27 protein-coding genes and 1 tRNA gene are annotated in these 26,586 nt (G+C 53.1%); 11 read left to right on the forward strand and 17 right to left on the reverse strand.

Annotated features, from left to right (window positions below):
• Positions 1–27 precede the first annotated feature (27 nt).
• The 4 genes from GH984_RS05610 to GH984_RS05625 are packed head-to-tail and all read left to right on the forward strand — an operon-like array spanning position 28 to position 4,037.
• A complete protein-coding gene (locus GH984_RS05610; RefSeq protein WP_153719247.1) occupies positions 28–1,263 on the forward strand; it encodes a bifunctional alpha/beta hydrolase/OsmC family protein in 1,236 nt (411 codons plus the stop codon).
• A complete protein-coding gene (locus GH984_RS05615; RefSeq protein ID WP_153719248.1) occupies positions 1,250–1,648 on the forward strand; it encodes a CoA-binding protein in 399 nt (132 codons plus the stop codon). The genes GH984_RS05610 and GH984_RS05615 overlap by 14 nt, the downstream gene beginning before the upstream one ends.
• Positions 1,648–2,436, forward strand: a complete 789-nt coding sequence (locus GH984_RS05620; RefSeq protein WP_153719249.1) for an enoyl-CoA hydratase — start codon at positions 1,648–1,650, stop codon at positions 2,434–2,436. The genes GH984_RS05615 and GH984_RS05620 overlap by 1 nt, the downstream gene beginning before the upstream one ends.
• The gene (locus GH984_RS05625) at positions 2,433–4,037 is read left to right on the forward strand and encodes an acyl-CoA synthetase (RefSeq protein WP_172973179.1); all 1,605 of its coding nucleotides are present in this window, start codon (positions 2,433–2,435) and stop codon (positions 4,035–4,037) included. Before GH984_RS05620 ends, GH984_RS05625 begins: the two co-directional genes overlap by 4 nt.
• Here GH984_RS05625 and GH984_RS05630 read toward each other — a convergent pair.
• Positions 4,034–4,879, reverse strand: a complete 846-nt coding sequence (locus tag GH984_RS05630; RefSeq protein ID WP_153719251.1) for a methylenetetrahydrofolate reductase — start codon at positions 4,877–4,879, stop codon at positions 4,034–4,036. The genes GH984_RS05625 and GH984_RS05630 overlap by 4 nt on opposite strands.
• Positions 4,879–6,081 (reverse strand): aminomethyl transferase family protein, encoded by a 1,203-nt coding sequence (locus GH984_RS05635; RefSeq protein ID WP_153719252.1) that lies wholly within the window; start codon positions 6,079–6,081, stop codon positions 4,879–4,881. Before GH984_RS05635 ends, GH984_RS05630 begins: the two co-directional genes overlap by 1 nt.
• 102 nt (positions 6,082–6,183) lie before the next feature.
• Between GH984_RS05635 and GH984_RS05640 the strand changes: the two genes are divergently transcribed.
• The gene (locus GH984_RS05640; protein ID WP_153719253.1) at positions 6,184–7,047 is read left to right on the forward strand and encodes a LysR family transcriptional regulator; all 864 of its coding nucleotides are present in this window, start codon (positions 6,184–6,186) and stop codon (positions 7,045–7,047) included.
• Positions 7,048–7,063: 16 nt separating this feature from the next.
• On the opposite strand, the gene GH984_RS05645 is transcribed toward GH984_RS05640, so the two are convergent.
• Genes GH984_RS05645 through GH984_RS05660 form a run of 4 tightly spaced genes read right to left on the reverse strand, consistent with a single transcriptional unit; the run spans position 7,064 to position 9,712 of the window.
• A complete protein-coding gene (locus GH984_RS05645; protein WP_172973180.1) occupies positions 7,064–7,696 on the reverse strand; it encodes a LysE family translocator in 633 nt (210 codons plus the stop codon).
• Between the two features lie 50 nt (positions 7,697–7,746).
• On the reverse strand, positions 7,747–8,826 hold the full coding sequence (gene arsB, locus GH984_RS05650; RefSeq protein ID WP_153719255.1) for an ACR3 family arsenite efflux transporter: 1,080 nt from the start codon (positions 8,824–8,826) through the stop codon (positions 7,747–7,749).
• Entirely contained in the window at positions 8,826–9,206 is a 381-nt protein-coding gene (locus GH984_RS05655; protein ID WP_153719256.1) for a metalloregulator ArsR/SmtB family transcription factor, read from the reverse strand. The genes arsB and GH984_RS05655 overlap by 1 nt, the downstream gene beginning before the upstream one ends.
• Entirely contained in the window at positions 9,206–9,712 is a 507-nt protein-coding gene (locus GH984_RS05660; protein ID WP_153719257.1) for an arsenate reductase ArsC, read from the reverse strand. The genes GH984_RS05655 and GH984_RS05660 overlap by 1 nt, the downstream gene beginning before the upstream one ends.
• Before the next feature lie 298 nt (positions 9,713–10,010).
• Here GH984_RS05660 and GH984_RS05665 point away from each other — a divergent pair, with 298 nt between their 5' ends.
• Complete coding sequence (locus GH984_RS05665) at positions 10,011–10,313, forward strand: type II toxin-antitoxin system RelE/ParE family toxin (RefSeq protein ID WP_369691991.1); 303 nt, start codon at positions 10,011–10,013, stop codon at positions 10,311–10,313.
• A 10-nt stretch (positions 10,314–10,323) separates the two neighbouring features.
• Positions 10,324–10,608, forward strand: a complete 285-nt coding sequence (locus GH984_RS05670) for an addiction module antidote protein (protein WP_253939145.1) — start codon at positions 10,324–10,326, stop codon at positions 10,606–10,608.
• 7 nt (positions 10,609–10,615) lie between these two features.
• Here the strand turns inward: GH984_RS05670 and GH984_RS05675 are convergent.
• The 6 genes from GH984_RS05675 to GH984_RS05700 all read right to left on the reverse strand — a co-directional run bounded on the left by GH984_RS05675 (position 10,616) and on the right by GH984_RS05700 (position 17,931).
• Positions 10,616–10,691: transfer RNA gene (locus GH984_RS05675), tRNA-Phe, on the reverse strand.
• 60 nt (positions 10,692–10,751) lie between these two features.
• Positions 10,752–12,122: an MltF family protein gene (locus tag GH984_RS05680; RefSeq protein ID WP_172973181.1), complete on the reverse strand. Its 1,371-nt coding sequence runs from the start codon at positions 12,120–12,122 to the stop codon at positions 10,752–10,754.
• A gap of 66 nt (positions 12,123–12,188) precedes the next feature.
• Positions 12,189–14,120: a glycine betaine ABC transporter substrate-binding protein gene (locus tag GH984_RS05685; protein ID WP_153719259.1), complete on the reverse strand. Its 1,932-nt coding sequence runs from the start codon at positions 14,118–14,120 to the stop codon at positions 12,189–12,191.
• Entirely contained in the window at positions 14,117–15,631 is a 1,515-nt protein-coding gene (locus tag GH984_RS05690; RefSeq protein ID WP_216643626.1) for a BCCT family transporter, read from the reverse strand. Before GH984_RS05690 ends, GH984_RS05685 begins: the two co-directional genes overlap by 4 nt.
• A complete protein-coding gene (locus GH984_RS05695; RefSeq protein ID WP_172973182.1) occupies positions 15,624–16,646 on the reverse strand; it encodes a copper resistance protein NlpE N-terminal domain-containing protein in 1,023 nt (340 codons plus the stop codon). Before GH984_RS05695 ends, GH984_RS05690 begins: the two co-directional genes overlap by 8 nt.
• 1 nt (position 16,647) lies before the next feature.
• Positions 16,648–17,931 (reverse strand): lipocalin-like domain-containing protein, encoded by a 1,284-nt coding sequence (locus GH984_RS05700; RefSeq protein ID WP_153719261.1) that lies wholly within the window; start codon positions 17,929–17,931, stop codon positions 16,648–16,650.
• A 160-nt stretch (positions 17,932–18,091) separates the two neighbouring features.
• Between GH984_RS05700 and GH984_RS05705 the strand changes: the two genes are divergently transcribed.
• Positions 18,092–19,009, forward strand: coding sequence for a helix-turn-helix domain-containing protein (locus GH984_RS05705; protein ID WP_153719262.1), 918 nt, complete (start codon positions 18,092–18,094; stop codon positions 19,007–19,009).
• A 16-nt stretch (positions 19,010–19,025) separates the two neighbouring features.
• Here GH984_RS05705 and GH984_RS05710 read toward each other — a convergent pair whose 3' ends face one another.
• Both GH984_RS05710 and thiS read right to left on the reverse strand, forming a co-directional pair.
• The gene (locus GH984_RS05710) at positions 19,026–19,817 is read right to left on the reverse strand and encodes a thiazole synthase (protein ID WP_153719263.1); all 792 of its coding nucleotides are present in this window, start codon (positions 19,815–19,817) and stop codon (positions 19,026–19,028) included.
• 46 nt (positions 19,818–19,863) lie between these two features.
• Positions 19,864–20,064 carry a sulfur carrier protein ThiS gene (gene thiS / locus GH984_RS10775; RefSeq protein WP_172973183.1) on the reverse strand — a complete coding sequence of 67 codons (201 nt, stop codon included), beginning with the start codon at positions 20,062–20,064 and terminating at the stop codon, positions 19,864–19,866.
• Positions 20,065–20,137: 73 nt separating this feature from the next.
• Between thiS and GH984_RS05720 the strand changes: the two genes are divergently transcribed.
• Positions 20,138–20,818 (forward strand): ankyrin repeat domain-containing protein, encoded by a 681-nt coding sequence (locus tag GH984_RS05720; RefSeq protein ID WP_153719265.1) that lies wholly within the window; start codon positions 20,138–20,140, stop codon positions 20,816–20,818.
• Here the strand turns inward: GH984_RS05720 and GH984_RS05725 are convergent.
• Complete coding sequence (locus GH984_RS05725) at positions 20,791–21,507, reverse strand: twin-arginine translocation signal domain-containing protein (protein WP_153719266.1); 717 nt, start codon at positions 21,505–21,507, stop codon at positions 20,791–20,793. The two genes, GH984_RS05720 and GH984_RS05725, sit on opposite strands and share 28 nt — an antisense overlap.
• Positions 21,508–21,590: 83 nt before the next feature.
• On the opposite strand from GH984_RS05725, the gene GH984_RS05730 reads away from it, so the two are divergent.
• Positions 21,591–22,652 (forward strand): tRNA-queuosine alpha-mannosyltransferase domain-containing protein, encoded by a 1,062-nt coding sequence (locus GH984_RS05730; protein WP_153719267.1) that lies wholly within the window; start codon positions 21,591–21,593, stop codon positions 22,650–22,652.
• Here the strand turns inward: GH984_RS05730 and GH984_RS05735 are convergent.
• The gene (locus tag GH984_RS05735) at positions 22,594–23,091 is read right to left on the reverse strand and encodes an Lrp/AsnC family transcriptional regulator (RefSeq protein ID WP_153719268.1); all 498 of its coding nucleotides are present in this window, start codon (positions 23,089–23,091) and stop codon (positions 22,594–22,596) included. The genes GH984_RS05730 and GH984_RS05735 overlap by 59 nt on opposite strands.
• Positions 23,092–23,147: 56 nt before the next feature.
• Between GH984_RS05735 and aceE the strand changes: the two genes are divergently transcribed.
• A complete protein-coding gene (gene aceE, locus GH984_RS05740) occupies positions 23,148–25,748 on the forward strand; it encodes a pyruvate dehydrogenase (acetyl-transferring), homodimeric type (protein ID WP_253939146.1) in 2,601 nt (866 codons plus the stop codon).
• Here aceE and GH984_RS05745 read toward each other — a convergent pair.
• Positions 25,730–26,551 carry a mechanosensitive ion channel family protein gene (locus tag GH984_RS05745; protein ID WP_153719270.1) on the reverse strand — a complete coding sequence of 274 codons (822 nt, stop codon included), beginning with the start codon at positions 26,549–26,551 and terminating at the stop codon, positions 25,730–25,732. The two genes, aceE and GH984_RS05745, sit on opposite strands and share 19 nt — an antisense overlap.
• Positions 26,552–26,586 lie beyond the last annotated feature (35 nt).

A 26,586-nucleotide genomic window follows, 5' to 3' on the forward strand; every position in this document is an offset into this window, starting at 1 on the left:
ATGGCTCATGAAAGCCACTATGTCAACATGAGCACACAAAAAGTCAGCTTTACCGGTCATAGCGGTGAAACGCTCCATGCAAGACTCGACCTGCCCGATGGCCCGATACGCGCAACGGCGCTATTTGCCCATTGCTTTACCTGCTCTAAAGACATCCCCGCTGCACGCCGCATTGCAGGGCGGCTGGCCGCGCAAGGCATTGCCGTGTTGCGCTTTGATTTTACGGGGCTCGGGCACTCAGAAGGCGAATTTGCTAATACCAACTTCACCTCTAATGTTGAAGATCTACGCTTAGCCGCTGCCCATTTGGCAAGCACCGTCGGCGCCCCACAATTACTGGTTGGTCATTCGCTAGGTGGCGCGGCCGTCATTAAGGCGGCACCCGATATTAAAAGCGCACGCGCCGTGGTCACCATCGGTGCACCGTCCGACCCCAGCCATGTCTCTAAGCACTTCGCCGCACAGCTTGAAAACATCCAAAAAACCGGTGAGGCGGAGGTCGATTTAGACGGACGGCCGTTCATCATTCAGCGGCAGTTTCTTGACGACATCACAACGAGCAAGCTTGATGACGCGCTCAAACATCTCAATGCCGCTTTGCTGATACTGCACTCACCACGGGATGCTACGGTTGGCATTGATAATGCCGCTGAGCTTTTTACCGGGGCAATGCATCCTAAAAGCTTTATCACCTTAGATGCTGCGGATCATCTGATTACCCGGGCAGAAGATGCGGAATACACAGCGGATGTGATTGGGGCCTGGGCGATGCGGTATCTGCAACTTGCCGAAATAGCGTCAAGCAATAGCGATACGCCTGAGGGTGTTACACGCGTCTCAGAGGTGAGTGCTGAGGGCTTTCGGCAGACGATTAATGTCTCTGGCAAGCACGTACTCACGGCGGATGAACCCACCGCAATGGGTGGCACAGACCGCGGTCCATCCCCCTACCAACTGGTGGCCGCTGGCCTTGGGGCTTGCACCAGCATGACGATTCGAATGGTCGCCAGGCGTAAAAAAATCCCTTTAGACCATGTGTATACCGATGTCACCCACGAAAAAGCGCACCGCACTGATTGCGAAAGTTGTGGCGAAAAGGGGGCACGTATTGATGTGTTTCAAAGGCGCATTTTTCTAGCCGGTAACTTAACCACCGATCAGCGTGAACAACTCTTAAAGATTGCCGATAAATGCCCCGTACATCGCACGCTGGAGTCTGAAATTAAAATTGAAACGGCATTGATTGAAGATGACAGAGAATAAAGCACTGAGCATTTTAGGGTGGGTTAAGCGCATCGCCATGGTCGGCGCCAGTGCCGACCCCAGCAAAGCTAGCTACCGGGTGTTAAAAGACCTCACAGCCCGAGGCTACGAGGTAATTCCCGTGAACCCACGCCCTGATTTGACGGAAATTGATGGGCTTAAGGTTTACCCCACGCTCAAAGATATCGACCAACCGGTGGATATGGTGGATGTGTTTAGACCGCCTGCTGAGCTACCGGAAATTGCTCGCCAAGCCGTCGACATCAATGCGAAAGTGTTATGGATGCAATTAGGAATAAAAAATACCGAAGCGGAGGAGGTGGCTCGCGCTGCTGGGCTTGAAGTGGTTATGGATCGCTGCCCGAGCATCGAGCTTGCAAAATAATGCTTTTATTATCTGAGCAAAACGATAACGGCGTACTGCGCCTGACCCTAAACGACAGCAGCCGTCGCAACGCATTATCTGAGCAGATGCTCGATACGTTGCAGACCACGCTAGAGGCCGCCGCAAGCAACCCTGAAGTTCGCGTGATTGTGCTAGCGGCTACCGGCCCTGCCTTTTGCGCTGGTCATGACTTAAAAGAAATCACCCAAGCACGGCAGCATGATGACGCGGGGCGAGCATTCTTTACCCGTTTAATGGGCCATTGTGCGACTGTGATGCAAGCCATTGTTAATCACCCCAAGCCGGTGATTGCCGAGGTTACCGGGATTGCCACGGCCGCTGGCTGCCAACTCGTTGCCAGTTGTGATTTGGCTTACGCTGGCCCTGAGGCACGTTTTGCAACGCCGGGGGTGCATATTGGATTGTTTTGCTCAACGCCCATGGTGGCCATGTCTCGGAATGTCAGCAATAAAGCGGCCATGGAAATGCTGCTAACCGGAGATATGCTCAGTGCTGAAGAGGCAATGCAGCATGGGCTAATTAATCGCGTTATTGCAGCGGAAGAGCTCACTGCCTACACCATGGAAATGGCGGCAAAAATTGCCAGCAAGTCGAGCATGACGCTGGCCACCGGCAAAAAGGCGTTTTATGCCCAGCGCGAAATGCCGTTAGCCGAAGCGTATGCCTATACCTCTGAGATTATGGTAGAAAACATGCTCAAGCAGGATGCCAAAGAGGGTATTAACGCGTTCGTCGAAAAACGCACGCCACACTGGCAAGACCAATGAACTCCGCATACAACGACGAGCTGCCGCGTAATGCAGCAAATTATCAGCCGCTAACACCGCTGATTTTTCTGCAGCGTGCCGCCGATGTAATGCCGCATCATCCCGCAATCATCCACGGCGATCAGCGTTTTAGTTACGCCGAGTTTTATCAGCGCTCCTGCCAGCTTGCCTCGGCCCTTACAAAAGCTGGCATGGCCCGTGGCGATACCGTATCCGTACTACTCCCCAATATACCGGCCATGCTAGAAGCTCACCATGGCGTACCCATGTGTCAGGCCGTGTTGCATGCAATTAATACACGTTTAGATGCCAGCACCATTGCTTTTCAGCTCGATCATGCTCAATCCAAAATACTCATCGTTGATCAGGCCCTGCTGCCACTTGCGCAGGCGGCATTAGCTCTGAGTGATGTAGCGCCGGAGCTGATTATTAACGACAGCCCAGCCGATTCTGAACATTTAGATTATGAGCAATTTATTGCCACCGGCGATCCGGACTTTCAATGGCTGATGCCCGAAGATGAGTGGGATGCCATTTCTATTGGCTACACCTCAGGCACCACGGGCAACCCCAAAGGCGTGGTCTCGCACCATCGGGGCGCGTATTTACTGGCACAGGGCAACGCGCTTGTGGCCAACATGCCGCGGCATTCCACCTATCTCTGGACGTTGCCGATGTTTCACTGCAACGGCTGGTGTTTCCCATGGACCCTATCGGTATTATTTGGCACGCATATCTGTTTGCGCGAGGTGCGCGCAGAGCCCATCTGGCAGGCGCTAGCGGAACATAAAGTAACTCACCTGTGTGGCGCACCCCCGGTCATGTCATTGCTGGTATCGACGCCAGCCGAGCAACGCCGCAAACTCCCCCATGCTGTGGAATTTTTTACCGCCGCCGCACCGCCACCCAAAAAAGTATTGGCGGATATGGAAGCCGCTGGATTTAACGTGACCCAACTTTATGGCCTAACCGAAACCTATGGCCCGGCCGTGGTGAATGAATGGCATAGCGAGTGGGATACCCTCGATGCCGATGCGCGCACCGCCTACAAAGCCCGCCAAGGGGTACGTTATTTACCGCTAGAGCAGCTAAAGGTGCTCGATCCCGATACGCTAAAACCCGTGCCGGCAGATGGCCGCACGATTGGCGAGGTCATGTTTCGTGGCAACGTGGTCATGAAGGGCTATTTTAGAAACCCCAGCGCCACCGAGGAGGCATTTGCCGGAGGGTGGTTCCACTCCGGTGATCTCGGTGTGATGCATGCCGATGGCTATATCGAGCTGAAAGATCGCTCGAAAGACATCATCATCTCAGGCGGTGAAAATATATCGTCTATTGAAATTGAAGATGCCCTGTACAAACACCCCGCCGTTGCCGTGGCCGCCGTGGTAGCCATGCCCCATGAGAAATGGGGCGAAACGCCCTGTGCCTTTATCGAGCGTATGCCCGAGCAAACGGTTAACGAGGAAGCACTGATCGCTCATTGTCGCCAGCATCTAGCCGGCTACAAAATGCCGCGCCACTTTGTGTTTGCTGACATTCCGCGTACGGCCACGGGCAAAATACAAAAGCATCTGCTACGCAAACAGCTCAACAATTAATTGGCAGCAGCCGCTTTAGCCCAGGCGGCAGTTTTTTCAAAATTTCCAAACGAATAAAAATGGAAACCTGACACATCCGCTGCCCGATTGACCAGGGGCGAGAGTGCGTTAACCAAGCTGTCGGTACTCGCATTACCAAAGGCGGTTTTCGCCAAACGAAGGCCGCTTTTGCGCAGCATGCCTAAACTCTCACCCATACCGCAGGCGCTAGCCATTTGTAATAAGCGTTTGCTGCTTACCACCCCCGGAATACCAATTTGCAAGGGTGTACCGCCGGCCATTGGGCTATAGGTTGTTTGGTGCCAATCAATAATCGACATCGGATCTAGCACAAACTGCGAAACCGCCTGCACCTTAATCCCCGCCGCTTTGGCTGCATCAAACTTAGCGCTCAGCACCTCGGTGGGGATGTTCCCACGCATGACTGGATGGCCTTCTGGGTGGGCTGCAAACTCGACTGTTTTAATGTTAAACGCTTCCAGAAAACCACTACGCAATAGCATGCCTGCGTCTGCATAAGGCCCAACTGGCTCGGGCGGATCACCACCCAGTAATAGCAGATGATCAACCTGAGCTTTTTCGGCCAGCTCACCAATAAACCGCTCTAGTACCGCCTCAGACTCAACCCGCCGCGCCACCACATGTGGCACCGGAATCATTCCCTGCTGATTGAGTTTAGCGGCTGCATTAACAATCACATCCGGCGTTGCCTTGGGCGGCCAGGCAACATACACCCGCGTGCCTTCAGGTAAGTGCGAGCGAAAATCATCAATACGCGCGGCATCTTGCGGTACCGATTCAATCGAAAAACCTTGGACAGAAGCTTTGACTGCTGGACTCATTAGGCCACCACCGCCGGTGTCTCTAAAGTGGCGCGGCCGCGCGGAATATCGCCGGCTTTATCGTAAAATGGCAACTCACAAACCGCCGCAGGATGCATTGCGCCATCGGTACACAGCACTTCTAGCTCTGCTCCCGGGCTGAGTTCTGGATTGTTCAGCCGGATAATACCAATGCCACACTCTAAAGTGGGTGACCAAGCGGCACTGGTAACCCGGCCGGCAGCTTGCGCATTTTGCGCAAGCCCATCGCCATGCCGTGGTGTGCCTGTAGCACAGGTCAGCCCCCAAGTGCGTTGGCGTGGATCGGCCTTCAATAAGGCCTCACGACCCACAAAATCACCCTTATTCAAATCCACCATTGCACCAAACCCTGCCTCAAACGGGGTAACGGTGTCATCGAAATCCGTACCGGCAAAAAGTAAACCGCCTTCAATACGCCGGGCGTTAGTTACCTCGGCTGGAGTGGTCAGCATGTTGTATACATTGCCCGCTTCCATAATGCGCTCGCCAATCGCAAAAACATCCGCACCAGGCTCTAAATAAAATTCCCAGCCCAACTCATTGGTAAAGCCCGTGCGGGTAATCACCACTGGCTGTCCATCAATGTGGATATGGGCAATATCAAAATAACGAAAGCGCTCCGGCAGGCCATCATCGGCAACGGCGTTGAGCACATCCAGTGAGCGCGGCCCCTGTACTTGGCTAACCCAAATGCCCGGTTGGAACACTTCTACGTTGTACCCTTCGGCCTGTGCCCGCAGCCATCCGTAAAATTCGCCATCGCTTTGTACGTACCAAAAACGATCTTCATCAAGGCGCATCAAAACACCGTCCATAACGGTTCCGCCGTCTGGATAACAGGCAATTTGGTAGCTACAGCGGCCCACTCGAACTTTGCTGACATCGCGCGTAAAAACACGATTGAGCATGCGCTCAGCGTCTGGCCCACGAATTTCTGTTGGCAGCTCGCCTGTATGCGACATCATGACCTGTCGGCGTAACTGCCAATACAAGGTTTCCATATCGGCCTTGGCATAAAACAATGAACGCAAACGGCCATTGTAAATACCAAAATGCGGCTCATGTGGCAGCTCTTGATAAACCAAGGGATGCGGCGTCATGCTTTGGCGAAACTCACTCGCCCCACCCGTGCTTGCCACTGGCATAACCACGAACTCAACTGGTTGAATTTGCTTAAACATAACGCCTCCTAGGCTTTATTTTCCGCGAGTTTAACCAGCCTTTTTGCTATGACACTAATGACAATTATTCTTCTTTTTTAAAATTTCTGTCATAGTTAAAAAATGAGACTCGATACCGAATCGTTGCGGGCGCTAAAACTGGTTGTGGAAACCGGAAATATCAGCATGGCGGCGGAGCGTTTATCACTCACACAGTCTGCTGTTAGCTGGAAGCTGCGCCGCTTAGAAGAGCGACTCGGGCATACCTTGCTGCGTCGCGAAGGCCGCGTACTCAGGCCCACTCAACAGGGCCAAGAACTGATTGAATACGCCGATCGCATTCTGTCTGCGCATGATGCGGCGGTGCAGTGGTTCCGTGGCTCCGCACTCACCGGCTCTATTCGCCTAGGTACAACCGATGATGTGGCCACCAGCCGTGTTGCAGATATCGCAGGCCGTTTTCGCTGGGCGCATCCTGGCATTCAACTTCAGGTACGGGTTGCCTCTTCACTGCAAGTGGCCGACTGGGTTGAAGCCGGCGATATTGACTTAGCCGTAATGCCCGTTGAGCAGGCAGACCTTAAAAAACACGACTTTCATCTATGGAGTGAAGCGCTGCAGTTTGTCCAAGCCACAGAAAGTGGCTTTTCTGAGCAGGGCCCGCTGCCTTTAGTAACATTCGGCAGCAAATGCTTTTACCGCCAAATTGCCACCAGCCTGCTCGATGAGGCCGGCATCGCCTACGAGGAAGTGCTACAAAGTGCCAGTATCGCTGGCGTGCGGGCGGCGGTGAGTGCTGGCTTTGGTGTGGCCTTAATGAACGAAAGCTTTATGACCGCAGATCAATGTCATTGGATTAATGCCGGCGCCGTGGAATCACCTCCCACCATTCACTACGTTCTGCGGGCCGCTAAACAGCCCTTAACCCCAGCACAGCAGTCTTTGGTGGCTGAGCTCAGTGGATTCGTGCCGGTTACCGCGGAATAGGGTCAAAGCGCCCTCTTTATTGTTGGATTAAATCGAATACGATTTTTACCGCAAAACCCAAAAATGCCACACCCGCAAGGCGTTCGATCCAATGCTGATAGTCCTCAAGCCTAATCAGCCAGCCTGTTGAAGCAGTAAGTATGCTGACCATAGAAAACCAAAACAGCCCAGCCACTCCCACCGCTAACACCACCATCAACAACAGCCAAAACGGAGTTTGTGGCCGAATGGCAGCACCAAAGATACTGGCAAAGAAAATAATCGCCTTGGGATTAGTCAGATTAACCAACAAACCAAGCAAAACCGGATTATCTGGCCCCGCCGGAGTCTTGGGTGCCTCCTGCTCCAATTGACTGTCTGGCATTTGTGCCAGCAAAAGCCGAACGCCCAAGTAGCCTAAAAACGATGCACCAACCGCCCGCACCGCCCACTCAAACCATGCAATAGAGTTGAGCAGCGCCGAGAGCCCAAAGGCACTTAATGAGGCATAAAAGATAATCCCGATACTAATCCCGAAGGCGGTTAAAACACCCGCACGCTTGCCGCGTGCAATCGTATTTCTAACCACCACCACAAAGTCGGGCCCTGGAAGCATTAATGCCGGCGAAAAAACCGCAAAAATGCCAAGAAGTGGCAGAACGCTATGCATGGGGTGCATTTTGCACCCCTTCGATCAGACCAACAAGTCAGCTTGCGTGCTTATGCCGCCATTGTGCGCTCGTACCAACGCCGCGAGCCATTCACGAGTTTGACCAGCGCAAGCATGATGGGCACCTCAACCAAGACACCCACAACAGTAGCCAAAGCGGCACCCGAGTTTAAGCCGAACAAACTGATCGCAACTGCCACGGCAAGCTCAAAGAAATTAGACGTACCAATAAGGGCAGCAGGGGCGCCAATGGCAATCGGCACATTCCAGCCACGAGCCCACAGATAGGCAAGACCAAAAATACCCACACTTTGAATAATCAATGGAATCGCGATTAAGACAATCACTAACGGATTTGCCAGAATCCGTTCACCCTGAAATGCAAAGAGCAGCAATACCGTAACTACCAAACCGATAACGGTGATTGGCTTAATACGGCCGGTGAACTGATCCACTGCATCTTGCCCGCCCTTTGCCATAAAATGCCGCCGCGTTAGGGCACCGGCAATGAGCGGAATGATGACGTATAGGCCAACAGACAGTAAAAGCGTTTGCCACGGCACAATCACTTCTGCCACACCCAACAAAAAGGCAACCAGCGGGGCAAAGGCAAAAATCATGATGATGTCATTAATTGCCACCTGCACCAGCGTATAAGTGGCATCACCCTCGGTAAGCTGACTCCAAACAAACACCATGGCGGTGCACGGGGCTGCACCCAGCAGAATCATCCCGGCGATGTAGGCCTTAGCGTCATCCGGTGGCACCAGGCCGGCAAAAAAACCTTCAAAAAACAACAGCCCTAAACCTGCCATCGTGAAAGGCTTAATCAACCAATTGATAACCAGCGTAATTGTCAGGCCCTTTGGCCGCTCCCCTGCATGGCTGAGCGAAGCAAAGTCAACATTGATCATCATCGGGTAGACCATCGCCCAAATAAGGACAGCCACCACTAAATTAACGTTAGCCACCTCAAAGCCGCTCAATGCCTCAAACGCACCAGGGAAGACTTTGCCTAGGGTGATTCCCGCCACAATGGCGAGCGCAACCCAAACGCTCAGGTAGCGCTCAAACACGCCCATTACTTCACCGGCGGCACGCCGGCCTGTCACATCACACTGCGCACTCATTATTTACACTCACTTCGGTTGCGGGCGATGGCGCGAACAATCCGCTTGCTATCGGCCCAATAGGGTTCTTCTGCCGCAAGCTCTGCTGCCAGATGCGCCAATGTTTGACGCGCCCATGCGGGCAGCGACTCGCACCGTTGATAATGAATCCATTGGCCAGCCCGGCGAGTCTCAACAACACCCGCATCGCGCAGATGCGCCAAGTGCCGCGACATCTTTGGCTGGCTCACCTCTAGCGCTTCAGTTAGCTCACACACGCACAGCTCACCTTTCTGCTCCAACAGCAACAGCGCACGTAGCCGCGTTTCATCCGCAAGCAGCCGCATAAACTCCACAGGTGTAATAACTGGCGCGGCTGCCGATGCGCTTGCCACTGTCATCACGCGCCATCCTCAGGCTTGCTACTGCCAATATCCTCTAACTGCTGCTGCAGTTTGAGACGATCCAGCGAAGCAATCGGCAGATTAGTGAAAAGACCGATTCGGCTTCTCAATGCCACAAACGTCTCTCGAAACGCACGCAGCCGTTCTTCATCGCTACCTTCAACCGCCGCTGGATCTGGCATACCCCAATGCGCCGTCATCGGCTGACCGGGCCACACCGGGCAGGGCTCTGCAGCGGCCGAATCACAAACCGTAAACACAAAATCCATATGCGGCGCATCAGGCCCCGAGAAAACTTCCCAATTCTTGCTATGAAGCCCATCGGTAGGCAGTTTCATCTGCTCAAGCATACGGATAGCAAATGGATTGACCTGACCGGCCGGAAAGCTGCCAGCACTATAGCCGGTAAACTTATCGCCACCGATGTGATTTAAAATAGACTCCGCAAGAATGCTACGAGCCGAATTGCCCGTACAAAGAAATAAGACGTTGTAATGCGCCATGTAACTACCCCTTTAACAATGAACGGGCAGTATATTCGCTAAAGCGTATATATGCGATTACAGATATGTTACAAGGCGCTCGACGTCAGTTGCCCGCACTGCTGGATAAAGCGCATAGCGGAAAGGCATCGCTGATTATGAAACGGGGCAAACCCTATGCGTCAAATATCCCAAATGGTGCTTGGGTAACGGTTGATACGGCTGTCGCTAACGAGGCGAGCTTCTCGATTGGCTCAGTTTTCGTTGACAGAATTAGCTTAAAAGCTACAATCTATGAATCTGGACCATTCGTCATTACATTAACCCCCAGGGCTTTGACTTATTCCAAGAGTGGGTCGACGAACTCTCAGATCAGAGAGCGCGTGCCCGAATCGCCGCGAGATTGCTGCGAATCGAATTGGGTAATTTGGGTGATTGCAAGTCTGTCGGTGACGGCGTACGTGAACTGAGAATCGATTATGGACCCGGTTATCGCGTTTATTTCGCGATGATTAATAAGCAGGCGGTACTTCTGTGCTGTGGAGGTACCAAGAAGTCACAACGATCTTATATCCAGCGTGCCAAACGCCTATGGCAAGAATGGCAACAGAGGAATTCCTGAGATGCGAGAAATGACCGAACATGATCTATGGTTGAAGGATCAATTGCAGGATGCTGATTTTGCAGCGGAGTACTTAAACGCTGCGCAGGAGGATGACGACCCACAGGTGTATCTACTTGCGCTCCGTAAAGTAGTCGAAGCTCGTAGCAGTCTTAAAGACGTTGCGTTGCAGTCTAATTTATCGAGGGAAACCTTATATCGGACGCTCTCTGCGAAGGGAAATCCAACATTGAAGACGCTGAACGCTGTATTCAAAGCGACGGGTTTGGAGATGCATGTCACGCCACGTGGCTGAGAAAGGATGGTGGCCAGGGACGGAATCGAACCGCCGACACGAGGATTTTCAGTCCTCTGCTCTACCGACTGAGCTACCTGGCCGGGGAAGCCGTGTATTCAACCCGATGCAGCGCCGTGGGTCAAGGGAGACGGCTGAATAATTCAGTTTGGTGAGTCAAGCGGCAGTATCTGCTCCAGGATTATTTGATACGCCACATAATATTTATAGATATTGGCTACATATTGCACAGTCTCGCGACCAATTCTCTCCGCGGCAAGCCGCTCAACATTATCAAACCAACGATTATTGTCTAAGCCCCGCTCCAAGGCAGCCTGACGTAACTGGCGAACACGGCCCGGGCCTGCATTATAGGCCGCTAACGCAAATAGCAACCGCTGGGATGCATCTAATGCTGGATCATTGAAGAATTCATCTTTTAGATACCGCACGTAGCGGATTCCAGCTAACACGTTGTCTTCAAGCACCGTTGGATCTGTAACACCCATGTCAGCGGCAGTGGAAGGCAGTAGCTGCATAATGCCAATTGCGCCCGCAGGGCTTACCACCGTGTTATCTAGGCGGGACTCTTGATAGCCCTGAGCAATTAACATTCGCCAATCTAAATCATATTCATCGGCATACCTTCGAAACAAGTCTACCAAGCCAAGAAAGCGCGCTCGATCCGCTTCGTCCGTTGCATCCTTAATAAAATTAGAATTTCGATAATATCGGTTAATCAGGATATTGCCTTGTAACGAGCCCGTGCGGCGCGTGACCAGAAATTGATCAAGGGCGTCTTTAAGCGCAGGACTACCCTTGCGCACCGCAAACGCAATCGTATTGCCTTGGCTCAACACCAAATCTGGGTGAACGCGAATTTGCTCAAAAACAGATTTCCATAGAGTCGCTAGATAAGTGTCAGCAATGGTGTAATCGACGATGCCGGCATTGACCATTTCCAGAATATCCTCTGTTTCGAAATGCCCCGGCGCTTCTGTAATGTTAATGACCGCCTTGCCGCGAGCCGCTAGATCACGATTCACCGCAAGCAGATGCTCAAAATAGCTGCTGTCAGGGTGGACCATTAACGTTTGCCCCGCTAACCCATCCCAGTCCGTTGGCACGGCCGCGTTTTTATGACTGATTAACAGTTCACGCACATCCCGACCCAAAGGCGTAGTGAAGGCTACCCGCTGACTACGGGCATCCGTCACCGTCAAGTTGGCTGCGATCACATCACCCAAACCTTCTTCCAAGGCGGGAATTAACCGCGCTCTTGTTGTTGGAATGAAGGCGACAACCGTTCGCAAATGCGGATTACCGAGTTGACGATTAAGCTCCGTTTCAAAATCACGCATCATCTCGTAGGCAATACCGCGCTGCTCAGGCCCATCCAGAAAGTAGAGGGTGCGGCTGTAGGGTACGAGCACCCGAATTACCCGGCGCTCGACCATGCCATCTAGATCACCAGACCAGGGCATTAAGCGCTCACTTTTAATTGCCGCGTGACTGATTCCTTGCAGCTGTATCAAAACGCATCCGAGGGTCAAAAAAAGCGTTATGAGAAAACGGACAGCCATAAGCAGATTTCCAGATTTTTAACCTGATTTAATGGGTCGCACCAGCAGCCAAACAAGCCATATCAGTAGGACTAGTGCCAGCATAGCCAAAGCCGATGTTGCTGGCGAGGGGTTCAGTGGCTCGGGCGGCTTCGGCAGCTGAGGAGATAGCGCTCGCGCCTGCGGCAGAATGGGGTAAATATCCTCGCTACTCGCGGTAGCCGCATTAATCCGCCCAACCACCTGATCGGTTAAAGGAAGCGCGCGCGGCACAAAGCTTGCGCCTGGCCCCTGGGTTGTTGAAAGTCTGGCTGTCGCTAAAGGAGAAGGTGCTGCTAACACAAGTTGCGTAGAGAGCGTTTCGATGGGTTCACGAAACCCGGAAATCGATACATCATCACCATCCTGAGCTGGGAAAAATCGCGCGTAGTCAGCAGGCGATAACGTTGCAGGTTGCAGATAAGGAAACACAATTCGGTTATTTGCCTGAATCCAGTTACTCACTTCCATTAGCGGCAGACCTTGCTGCAACAATGCCAAAGCTGTGGAATTGCCAACCGGCTGCATCAGAATGGCAACGTCTGCACCGCTATCAACCAATGCATCAGCCAATGATACAGGCGAATCACCTTCCACCGGCTGAAGCTTGGCAGTTAGCTGCAAGCCATCAATAATCGACTGTGCCGCTCGAAAACTACTCGACCCTTCCGGGCCCGTGACAATTACCGTGGCATCTTCAAGACGCGTAATGCTGGGTTGCAAAGCAAAGGTGTGCAGAAAGCTGGTGCCAACTAAAGCCACCGCCTCAATGCCTTGACGCAATGGCGGCTGCCCGGTTGCAGAATCGATAGAGCCGGGTGAAAAGAATGCTGGCGCACTCACCAGTGCAATGCGCGCGCTGGCATCCTCAACGGCGCTCAGCGGATCTTTCGACTGAATTAAGTTCACCGTGCTGGTTGGAAATGACCGGCGTAACTGCCGCAGAATCGTACCAGCCTCACCATCAGCATTGGCGGAAAGCGAAACCGCTAGATTTAGGGCCTGACGATTGCGCTCACCAATTTCTCCATCAATCAAATCAAGCTGAATCAGTTGCTCACGCACCACTTCTCGAGGATCTTCGCCACGAATGGTGACCCGCCTAATCAACTCGCTAATTTGCTGATCCCCAATTGCGCCATCCAGCTGTTCAAAAACGCCTTCTAGTGCAGGAAATCGCTCTAGCGCTTCCGCTCGATAAACCAAGGCACCAGCATAACGGGGAAAGAATCCCAAGTTATCCTCAAGCACGCGAACATCAAACAGCGCCGCCTGAGGGTCTGCTGAACGGATCAGAGCAACGTCGACCTCGCCATCGATCAGATGATCGTAAAGCTGCAAATAATCACGCGAATCAACCTCTAGGACCTTGCCAAACTGCATCCCATAACGCCGTCCAAGGGGGCCAAGGCCATCCACGGGGCGGGCTCTCCAATCGCTATCTATTCCCAAAGTCAGCTGCTCTGCGTACCGCGCAAGGTCTGAGTAGTTACGGATACCAAGGGAGGTTGCTCGTTCACCAAGCATTGCAAGCGCTGGCTCATTTTCAAAGCCCAATGGCTCACTCCACGCTAGCCCGAGCGATGCATAGCGTTCCGCCAAAAACCCAAGAGCCGCCTCAGGATCGGCATCGGCATCGGCATCGGTAGGCGGTGTAAATCCAAGCAATGCGAATCCAGCGCCTGTATGTTCGGGATAAAGGTCAACTTCGCCCCGCTTGAGTGCCTCTAGCATGAGCCGACTATCGCCTAAACCGATACGCCGCTGAACTGGGATACCTGCAGCCTCGGCTAACTCGGCCACTAATTCAGCAATAATCTGGTCTTCGACGGACTGTTTGCCGCCGATCTGCAATGGCTCTCTATTATCACCACACCCGACTAGGAGTAGAATAAAAATAAAACTAATCAGTAGTTTACGTACCCGAATCACGAGCGGTTCCTTTCCGTGCGAATGGTTCTAAGAAAGCCAACAACCTGCAGCAACAGCACAACCGAAAACGGGATAGCGCCAGTCACCGCCATCGCCTTAGCAACTTCAACAGAGCCGCTGAATAGCGTGGCAACGGTTAACACAGCAACAAGAGTGCCCCACACCAATTTGTATGGCAGCGGTGGATTGAGCTGTCCGTCGCTGGTCATCATCGAGAGAACAAAACTTCCCGAGTCAGCAGAGGTGACTAGGAATATAAAAATCAAAAACAAAGCCACAAAGCCAAGCAGCTGCCCAAGGGGGAAAAATTCCAAAAAGATAAAAAATGCCCGACTCACATCTTGGGACACCAGCTCAGCAATCCCGCCACCACCGAAAAGTTCAATAAATACGCCAGCACCGCCTAAAACAGCAAACCAAAACAACGAAAACAAGGTAGGTACGAGTATGACGCCAGCACAAAACTCCCGAATTGTCCGCCCTCGGCTAATTCGGGCAATAAAAATCCCAACAAAAGGCCCCCATGCTAACCACCAAATCATGTAGGTTAGCGTCCAGTTTGCCGTCCATCCCTGAAGGCCCTCAAACGGCATCAAGTGAAAAGAAAGAAAAGGCAGCTGGGTAAAGTAAGTGCCGAATGAGTCGACGAGCGTCTCAAAAATAAACGCCGTGGGGCCAAAGACGGCAATGTAAATCACCATCAGCACAGCAACCGCCATATTAATATTCGACAGAAGCTTAATACCCCGATCGACGCCCACCGATACCGAAGTCATATACGTGAGGTACATCACCGCCATCACCGCAAGTGACATATTAAAGGTTAGCGGCGTGCCAAGGAGTTCTCCAAGCCCAGCCCTGATCTGTAGGGTTCCCATGGTCAAGGAGCCAGCCAAGCCGAACACCACAGCAAAAACCCCTAAGATATTTGCCAATTGCCCCAAACGCTGCCCGTTAACCCCCGGGAACAGCGCTTCAATGGGCGTAGAAATAAGGGGCTTTTTCTTTTTACGAAAAGTGAAGTAGGCAATAACCATGGCACAAATCCCGTAAATGGACCATGCATGCAAACCCCAGTGCAGGTTGGTTAATGCGAAGGCCGCCCTAGCCGCTTCAGCCGTCTCGCCCGCCATGCCCGGGGGCTCGCGAAAATGATAGAGCGGCTCGGCGACACCCCAGAAAATAAGGCCTGCCCCCATCCCTCCGGCAAACAGCATCGCAATCCAAGAGACCGTCGAGAACTCAGGTTCCTCGTTATCTTCGCCCAGCTTGATGCTTCCATAAGGCCCAAAAGCCAAAAACCCGGCAAGGATTAAAAACCCGGTACTAATCAGCAACCAGTACCAGCCAATGCCCGTCAGCATAAAGCTAGTGAAATCCAGCGACGTCCGACTCATACCGTCAGGATCAATTAAGCCCCAGCCACCGAATGCAGCAACCAGAATTAGCGAGCTAACAAACACGCTATTCAATGTGATGCGCGTTTTTTTTACCAACGGGGATTTATTCAACTTCAATGCCCTCAAAACTTAACTTTAGGTTGCCAGATTGATCCAGCATCTCAAGTCGTGACCCAATAATTTTGTAATGCCGCACGCTCTCAAGGGCTTCCATGAACCGAGCAGCTTGCTCCATGCCCTCAAAGCAACTCATTTTGGTAGTTGCCATTCCTAAAAACCGGATTGAAAAGCCCCTTAACTCATAGCGACCGATAATGCGATTGCAACCATCAAACCCCACCAGGCTGCCATCATCACGCAACAACAGATGGGGCTGGAATCGTAACGGCGGGAGCGCCCTCCATTGCGTATTTTTAAGCTCTGCACGCTTCACTGGATCAGAGCAGATTTGATCTGGTTGCAACTCGATGAATCGCTTCGGCAGCAGTGCCCACACCGCACCTACCCCTTCAGCTGATGGTTGCTGCCTTATACGCCCTTCAAGACGAACAAGCGCATCGGCGCTAGGATTGTCTATAGCCGCAAGGTATGCCTCTTCGAGCGCCCGATTATCAGCCTCTGCCGCCACCATCAGCCGCTTGCCAGTCGTACATTCGCGAAAATAACCCGTATCCGCAAAGTACCGATACATTCCCTCAAAGACCGATTGCGGCTCGATGGGCTCAAAATGGGGTGCCCTAGTTAGTTGATAATTGAGCTCTGAGTCGATTTTACGGGCTGAGCGATCAAGCAGTTGCAGCTTATCAACCGTGACGATCTCAAAAAATAGGGGTTGATCATGATCACCATGGAGCGCCAATGCTTGAGCGTCAGATGAAAAAAAGAAACGGCCAATATCATCAAAAACACCATCTTCACGCTCTTGGTACGTTGTTTGTAAAAAATACACCCCGTCATCCAGCAGGTTGAGGTGGTAATCGATGCCGGGGCAATCAGCACATGGCAGCGTACCCATAAAAGTCGATGGGGCGCCGACTGACGGCACCCCATCTATCACATCGGATCTTGCGCACCCCGCTAGCATGACCACTGGCAGAAGACCAACGGCTAGCTTGAGGGGGCACAAATTAGTCTCCGTTATCCCGCTTCCACGGTTTCCACGGACCATTTGGATCTTCTGGCAAGCTGCGTGAGATCGGCGGCCCGAGCGACCCATCAGAACCATCCGGATATGGGTCGGTGAGCATGATCATTTCGGTAAAGCCAGTTGCTACCACCGGTCCATCAGGCCCACCTTCGCGCAGCTGAATCACGCCTTCAATGTATGGCCCACCAAAACCCATACCCTCTTGTTCGGGAATGGTTGGTTCGTACCAATAGGTGCCTTGGGGTGTTTCAATCCGACCATACCAAGGATACTCCTTGCCGGACTTCTCGGATGTCCACATCCGCTCTGGAATCAGCTTGAAGGCCGGGCCAAAATGGTAGCTGCGCTCAAAGGTATCGCCATCCATAAACAGATAACGGTTGACCTCGTAGTGTGGGTTACGGAAGTTCAAGCCCTCGTAGTACTGGCGGAACGTCATTAAGTCGCCATTATCGAAGCGGAACCAAGCCCAGAAATAACGGTATTGCAGTGTATTCCGGAAGTTGCCCCACTGATGCTCAAACCATCCTGTGCCTTCAAATCGAACCGTACGGCCACCAATGTCGATCTCACCCGATGTGGCCATATTTGGCGCCGTGTAGTAGTAGGTCAGGCCGTACATCGTTTCTGGATTTTGGCGCTGTTGCGGATCAAAGCCGATGCTCTCTAGCCCCCAGTAGGCCATAGGGACGTATCCTGGCTCTTGAACCTCTGCTGTCATATCAAGCTCAAAAGGGGCATTCCACTCGTCTTCCTTTTTGTTATAACCGGAAAACTGCCATGTCTCAGTCGGATAGTCGTAAGCCGTGGCAAACCCGTTCATGCCGTCATCAATCTCATAACGGAAGTTGAAGTCCTCTGCGTTCGGCGCTGAGCCTTCCGTCTCCATTGGCCCTGTCACATAAAGAAGGGCGGTGTGGAACTCGCCAGTATCAAGATTATGGAAAGCAAATAGCACGTTATGTAGCGGGTGGCCATCCTCTTCCATCCAGCCTTGACTCAACGGCACCCAGAACACCGAAATACGCTCGTCGGTATCTACGTCGCGACCGAGGACGGTGATGTAATGCCACTCGTTAAAGTCATTCTTCTGGTAGAACTCGCCCCCGTGCCAAGCATGATCGCGGGGGAGCTGATAGAGAGCTTGCCCCGTTTCAGTCTCGACTCCAGGGCCCTGAAATGGCGGAGGAGTCTCAGCACTGACGGCCGAAAATAATCCACCAGCCAAAATAAATGCGGCTGCCCTAACCATGTTCTTAGTCATTGGGTTCCCTCACCTTTAGGCGTTCTCGGGTTAAAAATCGCCCCAAGGGTAGCCAACAATGTTCGCTAAACGTAGTCAAAAAAGTGCAGGATTTCGGGTAATGACTTCCACACGCGTTAACGTATCGTTATGAGGCATCGCGACCGCGCGGAGCTGTGCCTTGTATCACCCGCCAACCCGTTTAACCTCGGTTGAGGAACTTGAAGCCGCATTAAAGGCGGTCGTCAATGTTGAAGTTACCCAATCCGAGTCAGGGCGGGGAACGTTTTCCATCCACTCAGCAACCATCGGAGATTGCTTTATTTATGGTGGTTCAGGCAATCGGGCCATGGTCCTATCAGGTCAGCGCTCTACCGCTTTTTGGACCCTTACACCAATTACGAGCCGCTCAGCCCATGGGCGTTATCGTGGACAGGCACTAGAAAACGGCGATCTTTTATTTCTTAACCCTGGCGGCGAAATTTTTCAGCAAACCCATGGTGGGCATCATCAGCAAGCGGTTTCTATCTCAGTCCCATTGGCAGAGCGAATTATTGGTTCTGAACATGCCATGACGCCCGAGTCTGTAATGCAGCACTGGGCTCGTCAAAAAGCACCATCGGCATCACAGCAACTTGATCAACTGTTAACGCAACTACTATCTGAGCGAACATCGCCATGGGCCGGACGTGAGAACAGTGACCAGAATCTTGCTGGCTACATTATCGCTACAGCACTATCAGGCGGGGCTCCTCGGCCCCTTCGATCGTCACTTGCCAATCGCCGACGAATTGTCTCTCAAGCCGAAGACTTAATTCGTAGCCGTCTACATCAGCCACCTAGTGTCACAGAGCTCTGTGAGGGTACGTATTCCAGCCGTCGTCTTTTATTTTATGCGTTCCATGAATTACTGGGCCGATCACCCATTACTCATGCTCGTATCCTAAGACTGCATGCCGCTCGTCAAAAAATAAAAACCAGCACTCACAAAACAACTATCCAGATCATCGCCGCAGAATTAGGTTTTTCACATGCCGGGCAGTTTGCGATTGATTATTTCCGCTTATTTGGGGAGAGCCCCAGTCAAACAAGGCGTTAAATCAAGCTCGTTCATTTTAGCCAACCGTCCCCTGCGTTGGTGATGAGGGCATACCCAGCTCGCGTTTTGGCATGCGCCCGGATAGCGCCGCCTGGCGGCCGGCAATAATTGCATGCCGCATCGCACTGGCCATTAACGGCGGATTACCGGCATACGCAATCGCGGTGTTCAGCAGCACCGCATCGCACCCTAACTCCATAGCTAACGCGGCGTCTGAAGCCGTGCCAACGCCGGCATCTACGAGGACAGGCACTTCTAACGACTCAACAATTCGCCGGATAGCCGCCGGATTACAAATGCCCAAACCCGAGCCGATGGGTGCTGCCAGCGGCATCACGGCCACACAACCAATGGCCTCAAGCTCGCGAGCGATTAACGGGTCGTCACTGGTGTATGCCATGACCTCAAAGCCATCAGCAACCAGCGCCTCAGCCGCCGCCACCGTGGCACGCACATCCGGATAAAGGCTGTCATCGGCAAAAACTTCGAGTTTGCAAAGTGCCTGTCCCTCTAAAAGATCCCGCGCAAGCTGACAGGTATAAACGGCGTCTTCTACGCTAAAGCAGCCTGCCGTGTTGGGGAGGACAGTCACCCCAAGCGACTCGAGCATTGGCAGTAAATCGCTGCCCTCCGCAACGGTACTTAAACGCCGAATGGCGACCGTCACAATATCGGCCTGGCTGGCAATAATAGATTCGCGGGCTTGGTCAAGATCGCGATATCGCCCTGTGCCAACAAGCAGGCGAGACTGATAAGCACGGCCGGCAATAACAATAGGATCATCCGGGGCAACGGACTGCGTGGTCATATAAAAACTCCTAAAACAAATTTGGTGACAGCCGCCTAGCCGCCGCCTAGCCGCCACCGACGGCTTGGACAATATCGACTTGGTCATCTGCCTGAACGGTTTGTTGCGCGTACTCACTGCGCGGCACCACTTGGCGGTTAATTGCAACCGCAATACGCCCAGGCTTAATCTGAAGCTGGTCGAGTAGTTCAGTAATCGTCATTGGCTTGGGGAGCGCATGCTGCTCACCATTCACATACACAACCATTTGTTCCTCTACCCTGACTTGGCATACTGATGATAGACAACAACGAAAGTACTCGCGGACCGAGAAATATCCGATGTATTCCTCCATTTTACGCGCTTTAACTTTATTTTTGGCGTTGTTTGCCGCAACGGCTAGCCAAATTGCGGCAGAAACGTCTACACCGCTCATACAGGCAATCCGCGCCGGCAATCTGACCGAAGTCAACACCTTGCTAGACAGCGGCGCTTCTGCCGAAGCGGCCACACAAAGCGGAGAGTTTGCGGGCAAAACCGCATTAATGTGGGCTGCGGAAGCGGGGGAAGAGGAGATGATCCATGCGCTGCTTGCGGCTGGGGCCGCGGTGGATCGTCCTAATCGAAAAGACGGCACGGCGCTCATGTATGCAGCTGTCGAAGGTCAGCATGCCGCACTCAAAATTTTGCTCCAAGCCGGGGCAGATCCTAATTTACAAATTCGTCACGGCTGGTCGCCCTTATTACTTGCTACGGTGAAAGGGCATAGTGATGTTTTGGATGCACTGCTAAGCGCAGGCGCTGATCCAATGGCCAGAGATGTGTACGGATGGACGTTGCTGATGCGCGCGGTTGATGGACAGAAAAAAGCCATTACCACACGCTTACTGGAGGCTGGCGTGCCGGTTGATGCTGAAGATTTTAGTGGTAACACGGCTTTAAAAATTGCCGCCACGCTTGATGATACTTGGTTTATCGAGCAGCTACGCGCCTATCAGCAACCCATGACGTTGTCGCAGTAAGCTTCTAGGGGGGTCGCAACTGCCTGCGTGTCAGCAAGCGTCATCGCATCCCCATTAGGGTATTCCAGCTGCAGGCGTGGCGAGAACTCATCAAAGAAGCGATTAAACACCTCACCACCGACCGTACCGATCGCAAAGAGCGAGTCGTCTTCAGGATTATGCTCAAGCAAAATAGTGGCCAATGGCTGCCGAGCTGGGCCATTGATAACCGCAGCGCCACGCGCGGGGTCGTAACGGCTGTTTTCCGCACAACAAGTGATCAATCCAGCCGAGTGATTTTCACCATCGCGGGCCGGACGATAGCTGATGTAGCTTAGCGAGGGGGTGGGATGTGCCAATTTGTGCGCGCATATCGCCGAATAAGCCACGACCGTTTGCCCCGGCCCTACGCCGCCTGGCCACTGATAGGGCTCGCCAGCCTCTGTTATTAGGCCGTCTACCGGCTCAACTGGCGTATTCAAATTAATTAAAAATGCCGGAGTTGCCTTAAATGGATAGGCAAAAACCCATTGTTTACCGGCGCTCAGCGCACTGGCCTTGAGGGGCTGACCGTTATCGTTCATCAGTTGAACACGCGGATAGCGACGCAGCGTTGCTGCCGCTTCGGACAAAGCATGCGGTAGACTCGCCGCTAAAGCGGCACAGCTAACACCCGCACCGCATGCCTTTACAAAAGACCGACGCTTCATGGCTCGCTCCTTTTGTACTTTGTTGTTTTACTCGAGATTAGCCGGTTGAACGCATCAAGGGAAGACTCGTAGGAAAGACTCGCATGACCACTTTGCCGCGCACATTGCTACTCTCAGCTTATCGAGCGGACAGTCATGCTTGGTGGGCCGACTGGCTTCAGCAGGCGCTAACTGACCGACACTGGGAGGTACTTGAGCTACCCGGACGTTGGTTTAATTGGCGCATTCGAGGCAATCCGCTTTCTTGGCTTGATCAGATTGACAGTGCCGTAGACGGTGCTGATCAAGTGCTAGCCACGTCGATGGTGGATCTAGCAACGCTTCGCGGGCTCTGCCCATCTTTAGCGCAACTCCCTACCCTGCTCTATTTTCATGAAAATCAATTTGCCTATCCGCAAACCGCCCAACAACAGGGCTCCATCGAGCCGCAAATGATTCAGCTTTACGCGGGGCTTGCGGCCGATCGACTGCTATTTAACTCTGCATGGAATCAGCAAAGCTATTTAGATGGCGTTGAGCAATTACTGGCTCGTTTTCCTGACGAAGTGCCAACAGGTATCCCGGCACGTCTTGCTGCGCGCTGCTCCGTTATACCTGTTCCAATCGAAAACTTACGGCCAGCCGATGGCGCGCAACCCCGTGATCAGAAACTCATTGTGTGGAACCACCGGTGGGAGCACGACAAAGCACCAGAGCGGTTTGCAAAGGCGTTATTCGCCTTGGCTGATCAGGGCGTTGAATTTAGGCTTGCCCTGCTGGGGCCACGCCCAAAAGCCAAGCCGCCCGCACTTGAGTCCATCGAAGCACGACTAGGGGAGTGCATTGTTGCCAATGAACGGCTGCCAAGAGCTGAGTATGTTGCGCTGCTGCAACGCGCAGGCATTGTCATTAGCACTGCAGAGCACGAATTTCAGGGGCTAGCCATGCTTGAGGCGGTTAGTGCCGGGGCAACCCCGCTGGCGCCGGATCATTTGGTTTACCCAAGCCAGTATCCTGCGCATTGCCTCTACCCCGCTAGGGACGATGCCGCGCTGGCCGATCGACTCAAGCAGTGGCTGTGCAATGGGCCGCCGCCCGCGCCGTCGGTTAGCGCTTGGTTGGCTGAGCCTCTGACGGCGCAATGGGCAGCCGCGCTCCAGATTTAATCACCTTGAGCGCCAAGCTCGATTGAATATTGGCCACTCCCTCAATCTTCGCTAGCCGATCAACGATCAGTCGCTCCAACGCATTGACATCGGCCACTAGCACGCGCAACAAATAATCTGACTGACCGGTCATCAGATAACACTCCATCACCTCGGGCAGGGCGCGAACCGACGATTCAAAATCTTCTAAGGCGTTACGCACCTGCCGATCAAGGCTCACATGAATAAACACATTCACATTCAAACCCAGCGCCTCTGGCGAAAGCACGGCGGTGTAACGATCGATAACTCCCGACTCTTCAAGCGCGCGCACACGACTCAAACAAGGTGAAGGCGTTAGGTTAACCCGCTTGGCCAGCTCTACATTCGTAATGCGAGAATTATCCTGTAACTCGTTTAAAATACGTATATCTGCCTTATCAAGGTTAAATTTCAGCATAATATTCTGTTAAAACCTCACTTCACCCTCTAAATAAGAAGCATATGCCAGATGAGATGGCCTACGCTAGGGGGATGATTAATGAGGACAGGCACTTTTTTGACTCCGATCTCGACCCCACCGAAACGCAGGAGTGGGTGGAGGCGCTCGAGGCTGTTGTGGCGGCCGATGGAGGGTCGCGGGCCAGGCATTTAATTGAGGCGCTAGTCGGCGCTGCCGGGCGGATGGGTGTTGACCCAGGGTTGCCGTTAACCACCCCATACCGCAACACGATCAACCCTCAGGACCAGCCGCCTTTTACGGGCGACATCACTATCGAAGAACGCCTTAGCGCCATTATTCGCTGGAATGCGCTGGCGATGGTGGTTCGGGCAAATCGCCAAGACCCAAGCTTAGGCGGACATATCGCCAGCTATGCCTCGGCCGCCGATCTGTTTGAGGTCGGCTTTAACCATTGCTTTCGTGCCAGCATTAACGACGGCCCGGGGGATTTGGTATTCCTGCAACCGCATTCAGCCCCCGGCGTTTATGCGCGCGCTTTTTTAGAAGGGCGCCTTAGCGAGTCTCAGCTTGATCACTACCGTCGCGAAGTTAACGGTGGGGGGCTGTCCTCTTATCCACACCCCTGGCTCATGCCGGATTTTTGGCAATTCCCCACCGGCTCAATGGGGCTTGGCCCCTTACAAGCGGTCTATCAAGCCCGATTTATGCGCTATTTGGCAGCCCGAGGGCTAGCGGGTGATAAAGCAAATAGTGGGGACAGGCATGTTTGGGGCATCTTCGGCGATGGTGAGATGGATGAGCCTGAAAGCTTGGGTGCGCTTGGGCTTGCGGCGCGTGAGGGGCTGGATAACCTCACGTTTGTTATTAATTGTAATTTGCAGCGACTGGATGGGCCGGTGCGCGGCAATGGCAAAATCATTCAAGAGCTTGAGGGGCTATTTCGTGGCGCCGGCTGGAATGTGATTAAGGTGCTATGGGGTTCTGATTGGGATGCCCTTTTTGCCCGCGATAATGAGGGCGTTCTCACCGAGTACCTGGATAAAACGCTGGATGGCGATTTTCAAACGCTTGCTGCCACCGATGGGCAATTTAATCGCGAGCACTTTTTTGCCAGAGACCCACGCTTGCAGGCACTGGTTGCGCATATGACGGACGACCAAATCGACCGGCTTCGCCGCGGCGGTCATGACCCAATTAAAATCAGCGCCGCTTACCTGCAGTCGATGCAACGCAATGGCCGGCCCACCGTAATCTTGGCAAAAACCAAAAAAGGCTACGGCATGGGGCATTGGGGCCAAGGCACCATGACCAGTCATCAGCAAAAAAAACTGGACGAAGAAGCCCTGCTGGCATTTCGCGATCGCTTTAACCTACCGCTTGATGATGACGCGGTGAAAGCGCTGCAGTTCTACCGCCCACCCGCTGACAGCCCCGAGATGCAGTATCTGCACCATCGCCGTGAGCAATTAGGCGGATACTTGCCCGCACGCCAGCAAACCGCTGAACCGATTGCCATTCCACCGCTGGAGAAATATGGCGCATTTGCTCTGCAAGCAACCGAACGCGCGCTTTCCACCACCATGGTATGGGCGCGACTGCTAAGCGGCCTGCTGCGCGATAACGAACTTGGCCCGCGCATCGTGCCCATCGTTGCAGACGAAGCACGCACATTTGGGATTGCCAACCTGTTTCGTCAAATCGGCATCTATAACCCACAAGGGCAGCAATACCAGCCGCAAGACGCTGACTCCATGCTGACCTATCGTGAAGATGCGCAAGGGCAGCTGCTTGAAGAAGGCATTTCAGAAGCCGGCGCGATGGCCTCTTGGATTGCGGCGGGCACGGCCTATAGCGCCCATGGCACGGCAATGCTGCCCATGTACATCTATTATTCGATGTTCGGCTTTCAGCGCATTGGCGACTTAATATGGGCAGCAGCAGAACAACGTGCGCGGGGCTTTTTACTCGGGGCAACCGCTGGGCGCACCACCCTAAATGGGGAAGGACTGCAGCACCAAGACGGCAGCAGCCATGTATTCATGGCAACCATCCCCAATTGCCGAAGCTGGGACCCTGCGTTTGCTTATGAGGTTGCCACAATCATGGATCGGGGCATGCGTGAAATGCTGATCGAGCAGCGCGATGTCTTTTACTATCTCACCGTGATGAACGAAGCCTACCCGCAGCCCGCATTGCCCGATCATGTGCAACCTGAAGATATATTGAGCGGCCTTTACTGCTATCGCAAAACAACAACTGGCAAAAGCAAACCACAAGTTCGCCTAATTGGCTCTGGCACCATTTTACTTGAGGTGATTAAAGCCGCCGAAAAGCTTGCGGCAATGGGAATTGCCGCAGAAGTCTGGAGCGCAACAAGCTATAGCGAAGTTGAGCGTGACGCTCAGGCCTGCCGCAAAGCCGGCACACCCGAAAAAAGCCGCATCAGCAACTGCCTGAGCGGCGATATTCCGATTGTTGCTGCCAGCGATTATGTGTCGGCTTGGCCTGCCCGCATGGCGCCGTATTTAGACGCTACTTTTACCGTGCTAGGCACCGATGATTTTGGTCGATCAGATAGTCGCGAAGCGCTGCGCGCCTATTTCGGCGTGGATAGCGAATCCATCGTTAAAGCAGCTCAGTCAGCTTTGTGCTGATAAACATGCACATCGCGCTGCGGATAAGGAATGGCGATACCTGCGTCATCCAAACAACGCTTCGTGCCTTCTACCAAGTCCCAGTAAACCGGCCACTGATCATCGGTTTTGACCCACACCCGCAACGTCCACTCGACGGCTGAGTCTCCATGAGCGCTCATGCGCACGAAAGGTTCCGGGTCAGCAAGAATCCGCTTGTCGCTCTTAATGTAATCATTAAGCACTCGACTAACTTCCTCTGCCGGTGCGTCATAACCCACGCTAACGGTTAAATCGACACGCCGCGTTGGGTGCGCTGAGTAATTAATGATGGTGCCATTCATCATTTGGCTATTTGGAATGATGATGCGCCGATTATCAGGCGTGTTTAAAACCGTCGTAAACAACTGCAACTCATCGACCGTGCCTGAAACACCCGCGCCCTCGATGTAATCGCCCATGCGATAGGGGCGAAGACTAAGCAACAACACGCCGGCTGCAAAGTTTGACAAAGACCCCTGCAGCGCAAGCCCCACTGCCAAGCCGGCAGCACCCAGGATGGCCAGTAAAGAAGTGGTTTGAACACCAAGCTGATTGATTGCTGCCAGCAGCGCAGCCACCAGCACTAAAATTCCCACAACGGAACCGGCAAAACGAACCACCAGAGGGTCAGCCCCTAGACGCTCCATCCCACGGGTGGTGAGCTTACGGCCTAGCCGTGATAACCACCGCCCAACAATGAGAATGACAATGGCAATGGCGAGATCGATCGAAAACCCGATCGCCAAGGTTTGAAGTTGTTGCAAAAGTTCAAGATGTTCCATGCGGCGATTCGACCACTATCCCGCGCAGCCTGCAA

This window comes from Spiribacter salilacus, assembly GCF_009649225.1.
Classification (GTDB): Bacteria; Pseudomonadota; Gammaproteobacteria; order Nitrococcales; family Nitrococcaceae; genus Spiribacter; species Spiribacter salilacus.

Coding starts and splice junctions, on each gene's coding strand:
- GH984_RS05610 (WP_153719247.1), top strand. CDS start 28: ATGAGCACACAAAAAGTCAGCTTTACCGGTCATAGCGGTGAAACGCTC.
- GH984_RS05615 (WP_153719248.1), top strand. CDS start 1,250: ATGACAGAGAATAAAGCACTGAGCATTTTAGGGTGGGTTAAGCGCATC.
- GH984_RS05620 (WP_153719249.1), top strand. CDS start 1,648: ATGCTTTTATTATCTGAGCAAAACGATAACGGCGTACTGCGCCTGACC.
- GH984_RS05625 (WP_172973179.1), top strand. CDS start 2,433: ATGAACTCCGCATACAACGACGAGCTGCCGCGTAATGCAGCAAATTAT.
- GH984_RS05630 (WP_153719251.1), bottom strand. CDS start 4,879: ATGAGTCCAGCAGTCAAAGCTTCTGTCCAAGGTTTTTCGATTGAATCG.
- GH984_RS05635 (WP_153719252.1), bottom strand. CDS start 6,081: ATGTTTAAGCAAATTCAACCAGTTGAGTTCGTGGTTATGCCAGTGGCA.
- GH984_RS05640 (WP_153719253.1), top strand. CDS start 6,184: ATGAGACTCGATACCGAATCGTTGCGGGCGCTAAAACTGGTTGTGGAA.
- GH984_RS05645 (WP_172973180.1), bottom strand. CDS start 7,696: ATGCATAGCGTTCTGCCACTTCTTGGCATTTTTGCGGTTTTTTCGCCG.
- arsB (WP_153719255.1), bottom strand. CDS start 8,826: ATGAGTGCGCAGTGTGATGTGACAGGCCGGCGTGCCGCCGGTGAAGTA.
- GH984_RS05655 (WP_153719256.1), bottom strand. CDS start 9,206: ATGACAGTGGCAAGCGCATCGGCAGCCGCGCCAGTTATTACACCTGTG.
- GH984_RS05660 (WP_153719257.1), bottom strand. CDS start 9,712: ATGGCGCATTACAACGTCTTATTTCTTTGTACGGGCAATTCGGCTCGT.
- GH984_RS05670 (WP_253939145.1), top strand. CDS start 10,324: ATGACCGAACATGATCTATGGTTGAAGGATCAATTGCAGGATGCTGAT.
- GH984_RS05700 (WP_153719261.1), bottom strand. CDS start 17,931: ATGACTAAGAACATGGTTAGGGCAGCCGCATTTATTTTGGCTGGTGGA.
- GH984_RS05710 (WP_153719263.1), bottom strand. CDS start 19,817: ATGACCACGCAGTCCGTTGCCCCGGATGATCCTATTGTTATTGCCGGC.
- thiS (WP_172973183.1), bottom strand. CDS start 20,064: ATGGTTGTGTATGTGAATGGTGAGCAGCATGCGCTCCCCAAGCCAATG.
- GH984_RS05720 (WP_153719265.1), top strand. CDS start 20,138: ATGTATTCCTCCATTTTACGCGCTTTAACTTTATTTTTGGCGTTGTTT.
- GH984_RS05725 (WP_153719266.1), bottom strand. CDS start 21,507: ATGAAGCGTCGGTCTTTTGTAAAGGCATGCGGTGCGGGTGTTAGCTGT.
- GH984_RS05730 (WP_153719267.1), top strand. CDS start 21,591: ATGACCACTTTGCCGCGCACATTGCTACTCTCAGCTTATCGAGCGGAC.
- GH984_RS05735 (WP_153719268.1), bottom strand. CDS start 23,091: ATGCTGAAATTTAACCTTGATAAGGCAGATATACGTATTTTAAACGAG.
- aceE (WP_253939146.1), top strand. CDS start 23,148: ATGGCCTACGCTAGGGGGATGATTAATGAGGACAGGCACTTTTTTGAC.
- GH984_RS05745 (WP_153719270.1), bottom strand. CDS start 26,551: ATGGAACATCTTGAACTTTTGCAACAACTTCAAACCTTGGCGATCGGG.